Raw genomic sequence first — 16,162 nt, 5'->3', positions numbered from 1 at the left:
ACGCCGTGGAACGGACAATCTGATCTTCTTGCTCGTTAATCGGACATTCTTTCCCGTTTCGTTTTTACGGCGTCAACCGGACAAGAAAACCTGAGGCCCGGAACGGACCGGATTTTATAATAGAAAAAAAGTAAACGCGCACAAGGAGGTATTCAGTTGGAATCCGAATCCGCAAACAAAGTCCTGCCGGATTTATCGTCCGGTTACACGCTGACGCAGGAGCAGATCCGTTATTTCAGAGCCAATGGGCATATCTGTTTGAAAGAGGTTCTCACCCCTGCGGAAATTACGGCCTACCGGCCTTGCATTCTGGAAGCCATCCGCGATTACATGACCAATACGATCCCTTCCTACGGTCCGGACGATTCCGGCACGGTCAATTTGCGTCTCCGCCACCCCGATGTCGGGCGCTTCACCGCTTCCCGCCGGCTAGCCAAGATCGCCGCCGATCTGATGGGCGTGGAAGGCGTCCGGATTTACCGGGACTCCGCCTTCTTCAAACAGCCCGGTGCGGCCGCAACGCCCATGCATCAGGATAACAACTACATGCTTCTCGACACGGACCGCTCCATTACAGCCTGGATTCCTCTCCGGGAGGTTACCGCTTCCATGGGTTCGCTTCACTTTATTTCGCGGTCTCATACGCTCGATAATCGCGGAAAAACCGCCAAGCAGAACCTGAAAGCGGCGTACAGACTCGGGCTGGAAGAGATGACTTACGGCGGAATCGGACTCGGAGACGTGACCTTTCACGCGGGCTGGACGCTTCACAATGCCCCGCCCAACGATACGCGCGATACCCGTGAAGCCATGACGATGATGTATTACGAGGACGGAGCCGTGATCGTCAACCCTTTCGGGACCGATCCTACCGGACATCTCAACCAATACTTCGGGGGACAGAAGACGGGCGAGACGGCGGACACCCCTTTTAACCCGCTCGTGTATAAAAAAGACAGCTAAGGAGCCGTCCCCGAAGTCAACCTGTGATCCTTTTCAACGGATGCCTTTAACACGGACTCGAACCTAAAAGAAGCTTCCCGACCCGCTGCGCGATGCGGGTCGGGAAGCTTCTTTGTTCTGGCTTCGGGACTTCTCCCTCGGGGCTGCCCTATCGGGAGAAGTCCCGAGGAGAAGCCCTTTAACGAAGGAGAACGGGCGTTTCAGACGAAACCCCGGACGAGTTTTCCGTACAGCTCCTCAATCCCTTCTTTCAGTGAATACGAGGCTTTCCAGCCCAGCACCCCGCCGATCTTATCCGCATTGATCCGGTAGGACCTCGGATCGGCGGGTCCCTCCCGTCTGATCTCGACGGGAATCGGCAGTACGGCCGCAACAAGCTCCGCCAGATCCCGAATCCGGATGTTCTGCCCGCCGGAGCCGATGTTGAATATCTCGGCGGTCACCTTCTCCTCAGGAGCTTCCAGCAGACAGCAGACGGCCTCGACGGCATCCTTCAGATGGACGAACGGCCTCCACTGCCCGCCATCGCCCTGGAGAGTGATCGTGCCGGTCTGCCACGCCGCCCGGACCATCGCGTTAACAGCGAGATCGAATCTCATTCTCGGAGAGTATCCGTAAAGGATGGCCGGACGCGCCACCGTAACGTCGAACCCCTCCCTGCCGAGAAGAAGGATATCCCGCTCCGATCGGCAGGCCGCTTTGGCGTAAGTCGTCAGCGGGTTCGGAACCGCCTTCTCGTCCGCACCGCGCGGATCGTCCCGGAATCCGTACACGCCGCAGGTGGACATAAACAGATACCGCCCGGCCCCCGCTTCCCTGGATCTCTTCGCAGTCCGGTAACGCGCAAACTGATTGATGTCCAGCGTCTCGTGCGGAGTGATTTCCCCCCTGCGGTCATGGGAAATGGCTGCCAGATCGATAACGGCGTCTATGCCTTCAAGCCCTTCGCCGCTCCATGTTCTCGTATCCGCATAAATCCGGGTTACGCCGGAATGAATAAAGTGCCTGTCCTGGCCCCGGGTATACTTGTCCAGAGCCCGGACTTCATACCCCCGCTTGGCCAGCTCGGGCACAAGGCTGCACCCGATATACCCGCCCGCTCCGGTAACAAGGATTTTGCGTACGGCTTTGCTCATACCGGGCCCCCGCAGATGCGTTCGGCCGCTTCCCGGCTCATGCCCTGACCGGTCAGCTTTTTTAAAGCTTCTTCCTTCACATGTTCGGAAGATATGCCCAGCCGTTTGATATCCCGTTCCAGCATTCTGCGGTAAACGGAGTAAGATCTGGGCAGACGCCGTTCGAATTGGCTGACTATCGTATAGTCCAGCAGCAGGACCCTTTCATAGATTTCGTTGTATCGGGCCCGTTCTTCCCCGCTCACCACCTCATAGCCGGGATCCGCAAAAGAACGGTAATAAGAGACCGAACCGATATGCACGACTTCGTCCGACAAAGCGGTATCGTCCTCATCCAGACATCTTACGCGATGAATGGGATATCCCCGGGAATGTGCCAGGAGCTGATACAGAACCAGCGTGTCCAGATGGCGGGTCACGATCCCGTCCTTCTTTATGATCTGCGCGGGAAATACCGGCGTCCCGTCGCCGTTTTCCGGAAGGATTCGGGCCAGTGTACGTTTATGCGCATCGTCCAGCACGTGGAACGTATCGTACCTTTTGAACGAGGAAAAGGCAGGCGGCGCATCAAGCAGAAACGGACGGGGCGACCACGGCAGACTCCCCCCGTCCAGTTCCCGCATAACCTTCCGGTTAACAAACAGGAAGAACGTCCGGAGAACCCGAAACTCAAAACGCGCCGGAGGGACCGTTCTTTTTCCGTACTCATACGACCACACGCAGTTCATGGAAGCCGAGCGCGGTACGCGGGCCATTTCGCCGAACAGCCGGTCGTTCAAAACGAAGCAGTCGATATCCAGCCATCCGAAATCCTCGCTGTTTACGGCCGCCAGGTAATGCCACACCATTCCCTCGTCCACTTTTTCCACGAAACAAAAGAAAGGGCGCCGGAGCTCCTGCCGGACCCAGATTTGCTCTTCTTCGGTAAGTCCCGCCCCGATTAAGACGACCGGAACCGTGTCCGGTACGAATTGAAGCGATTTGGCCGCCCAGTGAAGAAGTCCCGTCGTGAAGAACAAATAATACACGCCCTTCTTATCGGGAATGCTTTCGTAAAAACAGCGGAAATCTTGCAGCAGCTTGTCGTCCAAATGCTTCACGCCTTTGCCTCCCTTTTCGTTCTTTTCCGCCTATACAGTTTGTTTCCCATCAGGAGAACATCCAGCTCCGCTTGCAGGAAGCAGCGGACGGCCTCCGCCGGAGTCTCCACCATCGGCTCCCCATCCAGATTGAACGAGGTGTTAAGGAGCAGGGAGCAGCCGGTTATGCGCTTGTAGTTTTCCAGAAGAGCGGCCATTTCCGCATTGAATCCGGGAGAGATGGGGTACAGCTGCGGCTGGACCGCCTTACCGGCATCCCCTTCCAGCAGAATGTAACCGAAGGGACGGAAAGCTTCCCGCTTTTTGGCCGAGTTCAGCCGCGAGATGTTTCCGGGAAATCGGGCATCCGCAAGGATGCTCCGGTTGCCCAGAGCCTTCGGCCCAAACTCCGCGCCTCCCCGGAAGACGGCGACCAGATTTCCTTCCGAAAGCAGCCGGGCCGCTTGTCCGTTGACATCCTCGGCCTTCACTTCCTCCAGGAAATCCCCGGCCTTGCGAGCGGCTTCTTCCATGGCTTCCGCCGGATACGGCTTCCCCAGGTATGGGGTGGCCGGGAGAAGCACTTCTCTGCCTTGCCCGCCCAGCACATAATGGCCGTACAGCGCGCTTCCCGCGGCGGCTCCGGCATCGCCTGCAGCCGGCGGCAGATACAGCCGCTTGAAGGGCGTCTCCCGCAGCAGCCTGTTTACGGCCGCATGATTCAGAAATACGCTGCCGGCCAGGCACAGGTTGTCCGAGCCCGTCCGCTTATGCAAATACCGGCAGGCATGGATCAATATCCGCTCCAGATGAACCTGCACGGCATATGCCGCATCCGCCTTCGCCCGGAACAGTTCGCCGCCGCTTTCCGCTCGGCCGAGCTCCGCGCGGATAAGACTCCGGAGCTCGTTCATCTGCCCGAGAGTTTGGGTGAAACCGCCCTCGTCGTCCAGCGAGTAGAAGGCTTGGAACGCGTCCACCAGCCGGGCGGTTCCATAAGCGGAGACGGCCAGCGTCTTCTCGTCGTACATCGGCCCGAACCCGATCTCCTCCGTCACGGCCAAGTAGAAGAGGCCTGCGGAGTTGGACACGTTGCGGAAATCGCCGCTCTCCCGGCCCATCACCTTTCGGATTTCCCGGATTTCCGTACCTCCGGCCGCATAGTAAGTAACGGTTTCCACGATCTTGTTCTCCCGGTCCAGGTAACTGCCCCGGCCATCGGCCACGAGTACCGCCGCTTCGGTAAAGGGCGACGGATAGAACGCACTCGCCGCATGAGCGAGATGATGGTTCATCAGCCGAATTCCCGGGACATACCGGGCGTAATACCGGCTTTCGATATTGTCCGCGCCGATGATAAGATCGACTTCTTTTTCGGTCACGCCCGCGTAATCCAGACAGTACCGGGCCGCTTTGCAGCGGAAGGTCGAGGCATCGACGAAAGCCTGCTTGGAGCGGGACAGCCTCTCTTCCTCGATCGCGCATACGATTTTTCCGTTATGCAGCAGACAAGCGGAAAAATCGTGGATGGAGCCTCCCAATCCCAATATGAGCATCGTTATTCACGCCTTTACGCCAGTTTAGATCGTGCGGAACAATTTCTTATGCCGCTGTACGAGCCGGACCTCCCTGCACAGCCGCTCGGCATCTTCCCGGCTGCGGATGTCGTAAATACCCGCCGGTTCCTGCTCGTTGGGGTCCCGGTAATGGTAGAGCACGTCGCGGGGAACGTCCCACGGGTTCAGCTCCTTCCACGCCGCCTCCTTTTCCCGGTCGCTCAGGGCACTCATGCCGATCCGGCGGGGATACGGGCCTTCATGCGCCTGGGCGTAATCGGCATGATTCCGCAGCCGGATGCGCATCCCGTTGATATACGCCACCGGTATGCCTTTGCGGAGGGCGAAATTGAGCGCCTCATGGATCGTATTGACGATCGGCTCGCCCCGGTCGTTCAGCGACGTATTGCAAATGACGGGGACGCCGGTCTGCTTCCGGAACTCGCCGATGACTCCGTACAGGCCGGGATTCTCCAGATGCCCGATGCTCTGCACACGGGCGCTGCCGTCCAGATGCAGCACCCCCGGAATGAGGGGAGCCTTGTCCGGCCTCGCCTTGAACGTATGCAGCATAAACCGCGACGGATAATCCGTCTCGAACCATGCGGCCGTCTCCTCTTCCAGAATGATCGGCGCTACCGGCCTCCACCACTCCCGCTGCTTGACCTCGTTCACCAGGCGCTTCGATTCTTCCGTCCGCGGGTCTCCCAGAAGAGAACGGTGTCCCAGCGCGCGGGGGCCGATTTCCGACTCCCCGTCGAACCACAGGACGAGGCTCCGCTGAATATCCCGCGCCGCCTGCTGTTCGGTCATCGGTTCGGCCCGCTCGATAAACGGGGCATAGGCTTCGCTCGAAAGGATGTCCGGGAGGGAAGAGTCCGGTTCCCCGAAATAAGCGTGAGCCAGCTTAAAATCGAACGGTTCTCCCCCGAGCTTTTTGTGGAAAGCATAGAGCCCCATCCCAAGCGAAAGCCCGGAATCCCCGACGCATGGAGGCGCGATAAATCCGGCGAACCCGTATTTATTCATCAGATGCCTGTTCGTCGGGCAGTTCAGCGCGAAGCCGCCGGCCAGCGCCAGATAAGTTTCCGAAGGATCGATGGAATACGCCTGCAGGCTGCGGTCGATATTGGCGTCCATCACCTCCATGGAGACCCGCTGGACGATTTTCATAATCATGCTGATCTTGTTCTCCCGCCGGGAGAAACGGGGATCGAATCCGTTGAACAACCGGCCGGCATCCTCGTCGGTCAACTGCTCGACCCGGTTGACGAGGTCACGGATGCAGTCCGATTCCCACATGTCATGCCGGCCGTCGAGCACGGGAAAGCCGGCCGTCCTCTCCCCGTAGATCTCGCTCGTGCTTGCCGAAGCGAGCGCCATGAGCGTGCCCTCCCGCATCCGGAAATAAAACTTGGCCCAGCCCCAGAGCATACCCGGCGATTCCGCCGGAAACAGGTTAACCCGGCCTTCGTTTATATAGCCTCCGGTGAAGAAATATTTCTCCGTCCGTTCCCTCGTGTCCACGACCCCGTCGGGACCGCCGTCAACGGCAAAACCGAGAATGCGTTTGTTATAAAACAGGTCCGAATCCGCCATAACCGCAGAAAACAGATGGGAAATGCTGTGATAAGAAAGAGTCCGGTACTCCTGAACGCTGTGATAATCATCCGTTGTCTGCAAGCCCGGAGTTCCCCATATTTCCACCATGTCCCGGAGCGACAGGCCGAGCGGACGCAAAAGCTCGTTCAGAACGCGCTTCGCCTGCTCCGCACTATGGAAGGAGACGTAGTGCTCCTTAATCCCCGTCACACGCTCCAGCTCCCACAGCCGGATCAGTCTCACCGTTCTGCCGCTCTTCTGAAACAAAGCCGCGTTCTGATCGTGACGGATAATCGTTCCCAGCAAATGATCCAGAGGATCAATGTGCAAATAAGCGGACAAATAATAGCCGTCTTGCATACTATCCCTCCGTTTCCGATTCCGGTCCGAAAAACTCCTCTTCCAGCATGAGGCAGAGGGTATGGTACATCTTCACGTGGTCCTCCTGGATTTCATCCGTTACGGAAGACGGGGAGGCGAGCACCACATCGCTCCAGGCCCGGATCCGGCCCTCGCCCGCTCCCGTCAGCGCAACGGTCGCGAGTCCCAGCGTCCGGGCGACTTCCATGGCCCGCGTGACGTTGGCCGCCTGTCCGGAAGTGCTGATGCCCAGAAGCACATCGCCCGGATTCCCGTAGCCCAGAACCTGCTGGGCGAAAACGGCATCCGCCGCCAGATCGTTCAGAACGGCCGTGACGAGAGCGGTCTGGCTGACAAGCGAGATGGCGGGCAGCCCGAGCTGAAGCCGGTCCAGACAGGACGGCGCCGGTTCACCCGGAAGGCCTGTCGTATCCGGCAGCCGCCCTTTCAGCCGTCTGAGGGACGCGGCTTCCGGGGGACGCTTCAAGCGGAAGCCCTTCATCAGCTCGCCGACAATATGCTCGGCATCCGAGGCGCTGCCTCCGTTCCCGCATACGAGAAGCTTGCCCCCGCTCCGGAAGCTGCCTTCCATCACGGCAAACGCTTGCTCGAGCGCGGTCCGGCTGCCTTCAAAACGGGCATGCTTCCGAACCAGCGTGTCCAGATGGCGTTTCACCGCTTTTTTCACGGCCGGCACCTCCTTCCTTGCGCTTCTTATAAATCGTCCCGTTCAGGACCAGGTAATCCAGATCTATCCGCAGGAAGCAGGAAACGGCGTCGTGCGGCGTCTCGACTATCGGCTCTCCGTTGTCGTTGAACGAAGTGTTTAACAGCACGGGGGTTCCGGTCAGGCTCTCGAAATGTACGAGCAGCTCATGGAAGCGGGGATTCAGCCTGCGCGAAACGGTTTGGACCCTGCCGGTCCGATCCTCATGACACACCGCCGCCGTCTCCTCCCCTTTGCCCGGCAGGAAAGGAGGAACCAGCAGCATATAATAGGAAGGACAGCCGAGGTCAAAAAAATCGGCCTGTCTCTCCTCCAGAACGGCAGGCGCGAACGGGCGGAAATGCTCCCGGTGCTTGATGCGGGCATTGATCGTATCCTTCATGGCCGCCTGCCTGGGGTCCGCCAGAATGCTCCGGTTGCCGAGCGCTCTCGGACCGATTTCCGAGCGGCCCTGAAACCAGCCGACAATACGGCCTTCGGCAAGCAGCTCGGCGGTTTTCATGGAGACGTCGGCGGCTTCCACTTGCTCGATGCGGTCCGCAAATGCCCCGGCCGCCTTCGCACACTCGTCCGGCCCGTAGCTTTTGCCCTGATAGGGCGAGAAAGGAATGTTCACTGCCGTGCGGGGCCGGCCGCCGAGTACGTGGAAGCCGTACAGCGCGCTCCCGATAGCGGTACCCGCGTCCCCGGCCGCCGGCTGGACGAAAATATGCTCGAACGGCGTCTGCCGCAATATTTCGTAGTTGGCGACGCTGTTGAGAAACACCCCTCCGGCCAGGCACAGATTGCGGCTGCCCGTTGCGTTGTACAGATACCGGCAGGCCTTCACAAGAATGCGCTCCATATGATGCTGGACCGCATAAGCCAAATCCGCCTTGGCCTGAAACTTCTCCGGGTCTTCCGCAGCTTCCAGCGTCCGGCGGATATACGTCCGGAGTTCTTTTACCTGATCCAGAGTCTGGCGGAAATTACCCTCGTCATCCATCGAATAGAAGCTTCCGAAAGCGTCGGTATGCCGTGCGGTTCCGTAGGGCGACAGCCCCATCGTTTTGCCTTCCTGCAGCAGCCCGAAGCCGATCTCCGTCGTGACCCGTTCGTAGAACCCCCCGACCGAGTTGGACATGTCCGCATCCGTCAGACCGGATTCGGAATCGTGGGCGGCACTGAAATCCAGCGTGTCCGTTCCCGACACTTTCTTGATCTCGGCAAGCTCCGAGCCGTTTCCAAAATAGTAGCTGACCGTCTCCCGCTCGGCCGGAAAACCCGTGAAGCTGCCTCTTCCGTCCGCAACCAGCACGGCCGCGCTTGGATACGGAGACGGATAAAACCCGCTTGCCGCATGGGCCAAATGATGATTGATCAATTGAATCCTATCCGCGTACTTCATATAGTAGACGGGGTCGATCAGATCGTTTCCCACCACGAGATCGAGCGACCCGGCATCCAGGCCCTCCGCCTGCAGACAGTAATCGGCGGCTCTGCACCGGAACACTTTTCCCCCGAGACCCAGACAATGCTTGACCCGCGCAAGCCTTTCTTCTTCCATCATGCAGCGGACTTCGCCATCGCGGACCAGACAGGCCGAATAATCGTGAATAGAGCCGCCCAAGCCCAGTATGTTCATAAAAACCTCCTTTCGCCCCGCAAAATAGAGCGCAGCCGGGAGGAAGAAGCTTTCTTATCCTCTCCGGCAATCTTGATTTCACAGCCCATTTCGCGGGCGGCCGCCATTTCGGGAAACGTTTTGTCCTTGTAATCCCAGCCTTTTACAAAAAAATCGGGTCGGATGGCTCTCAGCGATTCGCAGCAGTCGTCCTCCTCGAAAATAAACACATGGTCCACGGCCTCAAGAGCGGCTATGATGCCCGCCCTCTGCCCCTCTTCGAAAACCGGCGGACGGCTTTTGATTCTGCGGACGGAAGCGTCCGAATTCACGGCTACGACGAGAATGTCGCCCATGCCGCGGGCGGCCTGCAAATAATCCAGGTGCCCGATATGAAAAATATCAAAGCAGCCTCCGGCCATGACGACGGTCTTAGTCCTCTCTCCGGTTTTTCCGGTCCTTGCCCGAGCAAGCTCCGCTTTCAATTCCGGCAGTTCTGCCATCTTATTCCTCATCGTTCACCGGACCTTTCTGCCGGATTTATGTATCCAATACGAAACGAGCCGGTGATACGAGAAGGAACGGGACGGAACGTGAACAAGGCACATGGGAGAATAGGAAAAGCCCGTAAACCGGTAGGCAAACCTGTGAATCTCGCCAAGCAGCACGACCCCTCCGACCTCGAAAGGCGTCTTCCAGATTTCCTCCGCGCTCCGGTAACAAACCGAATCGGACAAAACCTCCTCATCGTCGGTTACGATCAGGACGGATTTGTTCTCCGCGTTCCCTTCCGTCGTCTCTGTCTCGGGCAGGAGCAGAAAATCGGCCAGCCCTTCGTTACCGGAAGCTGCAGAAACGGAATAGCCGTACTCCCGGATCGTCCGGGCCAGTTCCAGACGCAGATTTTCGAGATCCGCTCCGTCCCTCGTCCGGTCCCAGATATACACGATTCTGCTCATCCCCCGCTCACCCACTCTATCCCCTGTCCTTCCAGCGTGTCCTCCGCCGTATGGAGTTCCTTGCCGAGCGGGAGTCTTCCCTCCAAAATATCCGTGAGCCTGGCAAATGCCAGCTCCGCGGGGATATCCGCGATATCCGCGCTCCGGGGCACGAGGCTGTAATTGGCTCTCAGCGTCCGGAAGCTGACGTGGGACTCGTCGGACGTGAAAGGAAACTGCAGATGGGGGAAGCTTCTGCCCCAGAGCGTGATATGAGGCACGCCGAGAAAGCCCGCCATGTGACCGCAGACGCTGTCGATACCGACTAACGCGTCGAGTCCCCCGACTGCGGCAAACAACCGCTCCGCCGGCAGCACGCTCCAGTCGCTGCATCCTTCCGCCGGATAAGGAAGCGGCGTCAAATTGACCAGCGCGAGTCCCCGTTCCCGGCACAGGGCGATAAACCTCCCGGCTCTGGCTTCGGGCCAGGAGCGCTTCGCGTCCCCGGTGTGGAACTGGATGCCCACGACCTTGCATCCCGCCGCCCGCAGCCCCGCCAGCTCTTCAGCCTGTTCGGCAGGCAGAGGCGGGTAGAAGACGGGAACCGGTTCCGGAAGCGCGTAGGGCCGCTTAAAGCCGAGCGCCGCGCCGAACAGCCCGCTTATGTGCCGCGTAGGAGGCGAAGAAACGGAAACCGGCAGAAGAACGGCTTTGCGGTACAGGGAGGACCTCAGCACCGCCTCATACACGGCCGGACTTTCCGGGCTCCGGTAAATGCGGCAGCCCTGCAGGAAAGTCCCGAAAAACGACGCCAGCTTCTCCTTGGCTATGAGATGCACCTCGTGCCCGAGGCGGGCTTGCTTGTCTATAAATTTCCGCAGCAGGGGAAGCAAGATGACGCCGTCGCCGTATCCGAGAAACCAGTCGGCTATAACGGCCTTCGGTTTGGGCTTGCCGTGAACTTCGGTGCCGACGTCCAGCTTCTCGGCCGGTTCGGCCGCCCGGAAGTAGAACGGGAAGCAGAACCGGTCCCTGTAGACATACAGCTCCGCAGGCTCATACTGCTTGGGAATGTCTCCGATCAGGTGGGCGTAATCCGCTCCGGCTTCCGACCCGGCTCCTATTCCGGTTACGGCTCCTGTCTTGGGCGCATGAAAAACGAAAGCCGTCACAATCCCGCCGGAGTCCGCTGTTGCGGAAAGACTTGCGCCGGAATCGGATTCGATCTCCGCACGACCGCGCTCCCCTTGCAAATACCGCGCAAGAGCCTCCAGCCCGTTACGGTCACGGACGGGCAGCACCGTAAATCCTCCCGCCCGGAACAAGGCGAGATCCGGCATACGCAAACGGATGGCCGCCAGATCGGGCGTTTTCTCCGACAAGAGCCTCATGACGTCTTCCTCACGTTCCGCCGTCGTCCATACGAGAATTTTGCTGCGGGACGACCGGAGGTAGCCCCTTCTATTTTTCACCTGCTGCCGAAAAGCTTCGTCCGCCATAACTCCACCTCCTCACGGGCGCCTGTCGTCCCTTTGTTTCAATTGTCCGATAAATGCGCTCAATTCCCGGGTGCTCACCGTCGAGGTGTACCCCTTGGAAACCGAAACGGCAGCCGACGCATTGCTCAGCATAAAGCTCTCTTCCAGCGGCAGACCGTGAGCAATCCCGACCGCAAAAGCCGCGAGGAAAGAGTCTCCCGCACCCACCTCGCAAACCGGCTCCTTGCAATAGGCAGGAACATGGCGGATTTCTTCTGCGGTAATCAGATAGCTGCCCGCCTCCGCCGCCTTTAGAACGAGGGCGCCGATCTCCCATTCGGCCAGATTTCCTTGGGCGTACCGCGCCGCCTCCGCCGGATTTGCACAGCTGCACGAGGTCAGCTTGTTGAACTCGGCGAGGTTCGGGAACAGCACGGAGGCGTGCGCGTAGCGTCGTATGTTCTCCCCGGCCGGATCGACGAGAACCGGGATGCCTTTGTCCGCCGCCCGGCGGATATAACCGGCGATCAGGGAATCCGGCAGCACGCCTTTGCCCAGGTCGGACAGCACGGCGCAGCTCACGGCGGGCAAGCTGTCCGCATGCTTCAGCAAAAGCCCCGCAACCGATGCGGACAACGGCGTATTGTCCTCCCTGTCCACGCGGAGCAGCAGACCGTCTCCGTCCGACAACCGGGTTTTCAGCGTCGTTTGTCTGCCGGTCTCCCCGATCAGGCCGCCGGAATCAATCCGGTCCCCGGCCAGGCTGCGCAGCTTGCCCGCTTCCGTATCGGTCCCGAGCGCGCCGAGAATGGCCGCGTTCCCGTCCAATGCCGCGATATTCAAGGAGACGTTCAGGGCATTCCCCGGAAAAAACAAGCTCGGTCCTTTACGCAGGACGACACAGTGTTCGTTGGCTGAATAATCCCGGGTACAGGCTGTGTATTCATCAAGCAGAATATCGCCGAGAACGATCATGGTTCCCGGCGGCTTGCGCCCCAGGCGGTTCAGCAGCTTCTCTTTGCAGCTCGGTTCCAATCCATCACCTTCTCTTCTGTTCGGAAAAAGCCGCTTGTTGCAGCCAAAGCCAAATCGGTTCTTCTATACGTCCAGTGTAAAAAGCACGGAGTCGGAGCACTCGGCTTTTTAAGGACGATTCACCGGTAAAGTGCCGCCGGCTTCATCCAATAGAGCTCTGAATTCCTCCGAAGCGAGGGTCAGCTCCCGGAAGGTGCCCTGGGCTTCAATTTCCCCGTCCTTCATAACGATAATATGGTCGGCCCGCCGCAGCGCCTCTCTCCGGTGAGAAACGACCAGGCAGGTCGCTTCCTCGCGGGCGTTCAGACGCTCCCACAGCCTGCTTTCCGTCTCGGCGTCCAGGGCGCTCGACATGTCGTCGACGACAAGAACCTCGCTGCCGCGGACAAACATCCGGGCGGCGGCGGAGCGCTGGATTTGACCGTTCGACAATTTCACGCCGCGGACTCCGACCGCCGTATCGAGCCCGTTTTCCAGCAGACGCACATCTTCTTCCAGCACGGCGTCATAAACGGCTTGCTCCAAACCCTCTTCAGGCAGGCCGAGCAAAATATTTTCCCTCAGCGTTCCGTTGTACAGCTTAGGCACTTGAGGCGTATAAGCGGTGCGCGGAGGGATAAAAAATTCTCCCGGGTGCGCGATCCGCCGGTTATTCCAGCGGATCTCTCCGGCCGTCGCCGGCAGCAAACCCAGTATCGTTCTGAGCAGCGTCGTTTTACCCGAGCCAACTCGTCCTACGATGACGACAAAAGAACCGCGGGAGATCTGAAGATCGATCCGCTTGATTCCTTTGGATGTGCCGGGGTAGAAATACGTCAGGGATTTCGTCTGAAGCTGTTTGAACTGTCTGGATTCCGAAACGGCAGGCGGCGCGGCAGCCGGCGAAGTTTCCGCCAGATCCAGGGGTTTGAAATCGATCATCCTGTCCAGGGACGAGCCCTGCAGCAGCCAGTTCAGCCGCCTTAAATACCCTTTTACCTGTTTAATCTGGGTGATGCTGGTTCCGCTGTACTCGATAAATTTGCTCATATGCAGCAGCAGATGAACGAACAAGGCGTAATCTCCGACGGTAAACTCTCCCGGTCCGAGCAGGCGTGCACCGGCCAACAGAAGGATGCCCGATCCGATCTGAACCAGATTCGGCATCAGTGCGTACATAAGCTGGCTCATGACTCTATCGCGGGAAACTTGTTTCCGCCGGTCATCGGAAAGACGTGAGAATTCTTCCACTACACTGTCCTCAGCTCCGGCTACTTTGACCGCCAGCACCGATTGGAATACCTCGCTCATAAAGCCGGACAGTTCCCGCCGCCCGCCGCCCTTCGGCCGGAGCCGGACGTTCATCCGGATGATGCTGATCTGCACGAGAGCAAATACGGCAATCAGCGGAAGAATGATGCCCAGCGTTATCGGAACGTTTACCGCGAGTAACACGGCCAGCGCCGTAAAGAAAAAGACCGTTTTGACAACGAGAAGGTTCACGTTCCTAATCGTATCGGCCAGTTGATCCACATCGTCCCGGAACTGGCTGACGGCCTCGCCCGGCGACCCCGGAATAGCTCTTGCTCCCGGCTGGCCGAGGATGTGATTCAGCAGATTTTGGCGGATAAGTCCCTTGATGCGGAAATTAAGCGCGGTTTCGGTGCGGGACGCAAACCGGATCGATCCCAGCGTTGCGGCCGCATTGACGGCCAGCAGGGCCACGACAAACCAGGTGACGTCGGACGATGCCGAATGACCCGTAAGCTGGTCGAAAAACATTTTCATCAGAAGGCCGGCGGCAACCGGAGCCAGGTTAAAGGGAAGCCATTGAAAGATGCCCTTCCAAAACAATCCGGGATGGTAAGCGGCCATTCTCCATAAAAACTGCCTCGTGTTCATATAGTCTCCTTTCCGGATGCTTGTCTTAGTAGCCGGGAATAGCGGGAACCCGGCTGTTCCGTCAATGCTTGACGGCTCCCCTGTTCCGCGATCCGGCCTCCGTCCATCACGAGAATGCGGTCCACGCCGCGCAGCGTGTTCAGCCGGTGCGCGATGACGATGGCCGTTCTGCCTTGCAGGAGCCGGTTTGTGGCCTGCTGTACTTTTTCCTCGGTAGAAGGGTCCAGCCTGGAAGAAGCTTCGTCCAGAATGACCAGCGAAGGATTCCGCAGAAAAATGCGGGCAAGAGCGAGCAGTTGGGCCTCGCCTGCGGATAATCCTGCTCCCTGCGCCCGGATCTCCGTATCCAGCCCCGAGGGCAGCGCGCGATACCAGCCCCCGAGCCCCAATTGATCCAATACTTCCACAATCCGTTCGTCCGGGATGTGCGGGGCGAAGAAAGTGACGTTATCCCGGACGCTTCCGCTCAAAATCCGCACCTCCTGCGTTACGAGACCGACGCGCTCGCGAATCTGCGCCAGGCGGACCCGGCGTATATCCGTTCCCCCCAGCAGAACGGTACCCTCTGCGGGGTCATACAGCCGCAGGAGCAGGCGGATTACGGAAGTTTTGCCGCTGCCCGTCCTGCCGACGATGCCGAGCGACTGGCCCGCTTGCAGGCTGAACGTAAGATCCGAAAGAACGCTGCCGGATTCGCCTCCGTAGCCGAAACTCACTCCCCGGAAGTCCACCGAGAGCGGACCTTCCCCGAGCGGCGCTTCCTCCCCCGGCTCAGGGTCCCGGATAACCGGAACCTCGGCCAGCAGTCCGCCGATCCTTTCCAGATGGGCCTCGGCCCGCTGTAAATTTCCGATCAAATCCCGGATCTGATCAAGCGGCCCCGCAAGAAGGCCCATATAAAACAGCATCATGTACAAAGTCCCCACGGTGATCGAATGGTCGGTCCATAAATAAGTGCCCAGCGCCAGGACCAGAACGGTTCCCAAACCCAGAATGACGGTGGAGGCCGCCCACATCAGGGAAAAACCGAATCCGGCCCGCATATGCCTCGGGAACCACTGCCGCAGCATCCGCCTGAACTTATCCATGGTGTAGGCTTCGGCTCCGCTGGAGCGCGTATCTTCGGTATGAGACAGCTGGTCCCCCAGATAAGCGTAGAAATCCGCGCCCGCTTCCCCCACCCGCACCCAGAACGGAAGCGTCCATTCCCGGATCCGGCCGAACGTAAACAAAGCGGCCGCGACAAATAACGTCATAGCGGACCCCATCCAGCTGTTTTCGTAAAAAAGGACGGCCAGCACCCCGGCGATAAGACCGATATTGCCGCACAACGAAACCGTCAGCATGGCGAAAAACCCGGACAATCCTCTCACGTCGCCGTCTATGCGCTCGATCAGCTCGCCGGCCGGATGCGTTTGAAAAAAAGAACCGTCCTGCCTCAAACAGTGCTCCAGCAGGTCCGCCCTGAGCCGGTTCGCCGCCGTCCAGCCGATCCATTCCCCCGCGTAGTCTGCGGCGATCGTGGCGAGCAGCTGGACCAAAGCCAGCCCGGCAAACCATACGGTCAGCCCTGCTATGCCCGAAGCGGGAGAGGACAATCCCGTATCGATCAACACGCGCAGTACTTGAGGATTGACCAGCTGCAGGCCGATATTCAGGGCGACCAGGGCGCAAAGGGCCAGAACATGCACGCGCAGCGCAGCCAGATAGGTTCTAAGCAGCTTGTAATAACGGAGCACCGGAACCTTGGGTAACGATAAAAAGGCCACTCGGCTTTTCCTCCTTGCAGGATCAGATTTCACGG

General features: G+C 59.1%; 13 protein-coding genes. 1 reads left to right on the top strand and 12 read right to left on the bottom strand.

The window, feature by feature from the left end; all coding sequences use genetic code 11:
• The first annotated feature begins 156 nt into the window (after positions 1–156).
• Positions 157–963, top strand: coding sequence for a phytanoyl-CoA dioxygenase family protein (locus ABH899_RS21140; protein ID WP_370000273.1), 807 nt, complete (start codon positions 157–159; stop codon positions 961–963).
• 200 nt (positions 964–1,163) lie between these two features.
• On the opposite strand, the gene ABH899_RS21135 is transcribed toward ABH899_RS21140, so the two are convergent.
• The 12 genes from ABH899_RS21135 to ABH899_RS21080 all read right to left on the bottom strand — a co-directional run bounded on the left by ABH899_RS21135 (position 1,164) and on the right by ABH899_RS21080 (position 16,127).
• Positions 1,164–2,099 carry an NAD-dependent epimerase/dehydratase family protein gene (locus tag ABH899_RS21135; protein ID WP_370000270.1) on the bottom strand — a complete coding sequence of 312 codons (936 nt, stop codon included), beginning with the start codon at positions 2,097–2,099 and terminating at the stop codon, positions 1,164–1,166.
• Positions 2,096–3,199: a hypothetical protein gene (locus ABH899_RS21130; protein WP_370000267.1), complete on the bottom strand. Its 1,104-nt coding sequence runs from the start codon at positions 3,197–3,199 to the stop codon at positions 2,096–2,098. The genes ABH899_RS21135 and ABH899_RS21130 overlap by 4 nt, the downstream gene beginning before the upstream one ends.
• Positions 3,196–4,734 carry a carbamoyltransferase N-terminal domain-containing protein gene (locus tag ABH899_RS21125; protein ID WP_370000264.1) on the bottom strand — a complete coding sequence of 513 codons (1,539 nt, stop codon included), beginning with the start codon at positions 4,732–4,734 and terminating at the stop codon, positions 3,196–3,198. The genes ABH899_RS21130 and ABH899_RS21125 overlap by 4 nt, the downstream gene beginning before the upstream one ends.
• A gap of 24 nt (positions 4,735–4,758) precedes the next feature.
• Positions 4,759–6,696 (bottom strand): carbamoyltransferase C-terminal domain-containing protein, encoded by a 1,938-nt coding sequence (locus ABH899_RS21120; RefSeq protein WP_370000261.1) that lies wholly within the window; start codon positions 6,694–6,696, stop codon positions 4,759–4,761.
• 1 nt (position 6,697) lies between these two features.
• The gene (locus ABH899_RS21115; RefSeq protein ID WP_370000259.1) at positions 6,698–7,384 is read right to left on the bottom strand and encodes a D-sedoheptulose-7-phosphate isomerase; all 687 of its coding nucleotides are present in this window, start codon (positions 7,382–7,384) and stop codon (positions 6,698–6,700) included.
• Entirely contained in the window at positions 7,326–9,047 is a 1,722-nt protein-coding gene (locus ABH899_RS21110; RefSeq protein WP_370000256.1) for a carbamoyltransferase family protein, read from the bottom strand. The genes ABH899_RS21115 and ABH899_RS21110 overlap by 59 nt, the downstream gene beginning before the upstream one ends.
• Positions 9,044–9,529, bottom strand: a complete 486-nt coding sequence (locus ABH899_RS21105) for an adenylyltransferase/cytidyltransferase family protein (protein WP_370000253.1) — start codon at positions 9,527–9,529, stop codon at positions 9,044–9,046. Before ABH899_RS21105 ends, ABH899_RS21110 begins: the two co-directional genes overlap by 4 nt.
• 15 nt (positions 9,530–9,544) lie before the next feature.
• Entirely contained in the window at positions 9,545–9,985 is a 441-nt protein-coding gene (locus ABH899_RS21100; RefSeq protein WP_370000251.1) for a hypothetical protein, read from the bottom strand.
• Positions 9,982–11,463, bottom strand: a complete 1,482-nt coding sequence (locus tag ABH899_RS21095) for a glycosyltransferase family 9 protein (protein WP_370000248.1) — start codon at positions 11,461–11,463, stop codon at positions 9,982–9,984. Before ABH899_RS21095 ends, ABH899_RS21100 begins: the two co-directional genes overlap by 4 nt.
• Positions 11,464–11,475: 12 nt before the next feature.
• Entirely contained in the window at positions 11,476–12,477 is a 1,002-nt protein-coding gene (locus tag ABH899_RS21090; RefSeq protein WP_370000245.1) for a bifunctional heptose 7-phosphate kinase/heptose 1-phosphate adenyltransferase, read from the bottom strand.
• Between the two features lie 108 nt (positions 12,478–12,585).
• Positions 12,586–14,358, bottom strand: coding sequence for an ATP-binding cassette domain-containing protein (locus ABH899_RS21085; RefSeq protein ID WP_370000242.1), 1,773 nt, complete (start codon positions 14,356–14,358; stop codon positions 12,586–12,588).
• On the bottom strand, positions 14,355–16,127 hold the full coding sequence (locus tag ABH899_RS21080) for an ABC transporter ATP-binding protein (protein ID WP_370000239.1): 1,773 nt from the start codon (positions 16,125–16,127) through the stop codon (positions 14,355–14,357). Before ABH899_RS21080 ends, ABH899_RS21085 begins: the two co-directional genes overlap by 4 nt.
• Positions 16,128–16,162: the final 35 nt, after the last annotated feature.

The organism is Paenibacillus sp. RC84 (genome assembly GCF_041260495.1).
Lineage (GTDB): Bacteria > Bacillota > Bacilli > Paenibacillales > NBRC-103111 > Paenibacillus_F.
This window is presented reverse-complemented; position numbering and strand designations above follow the sequence as displayed.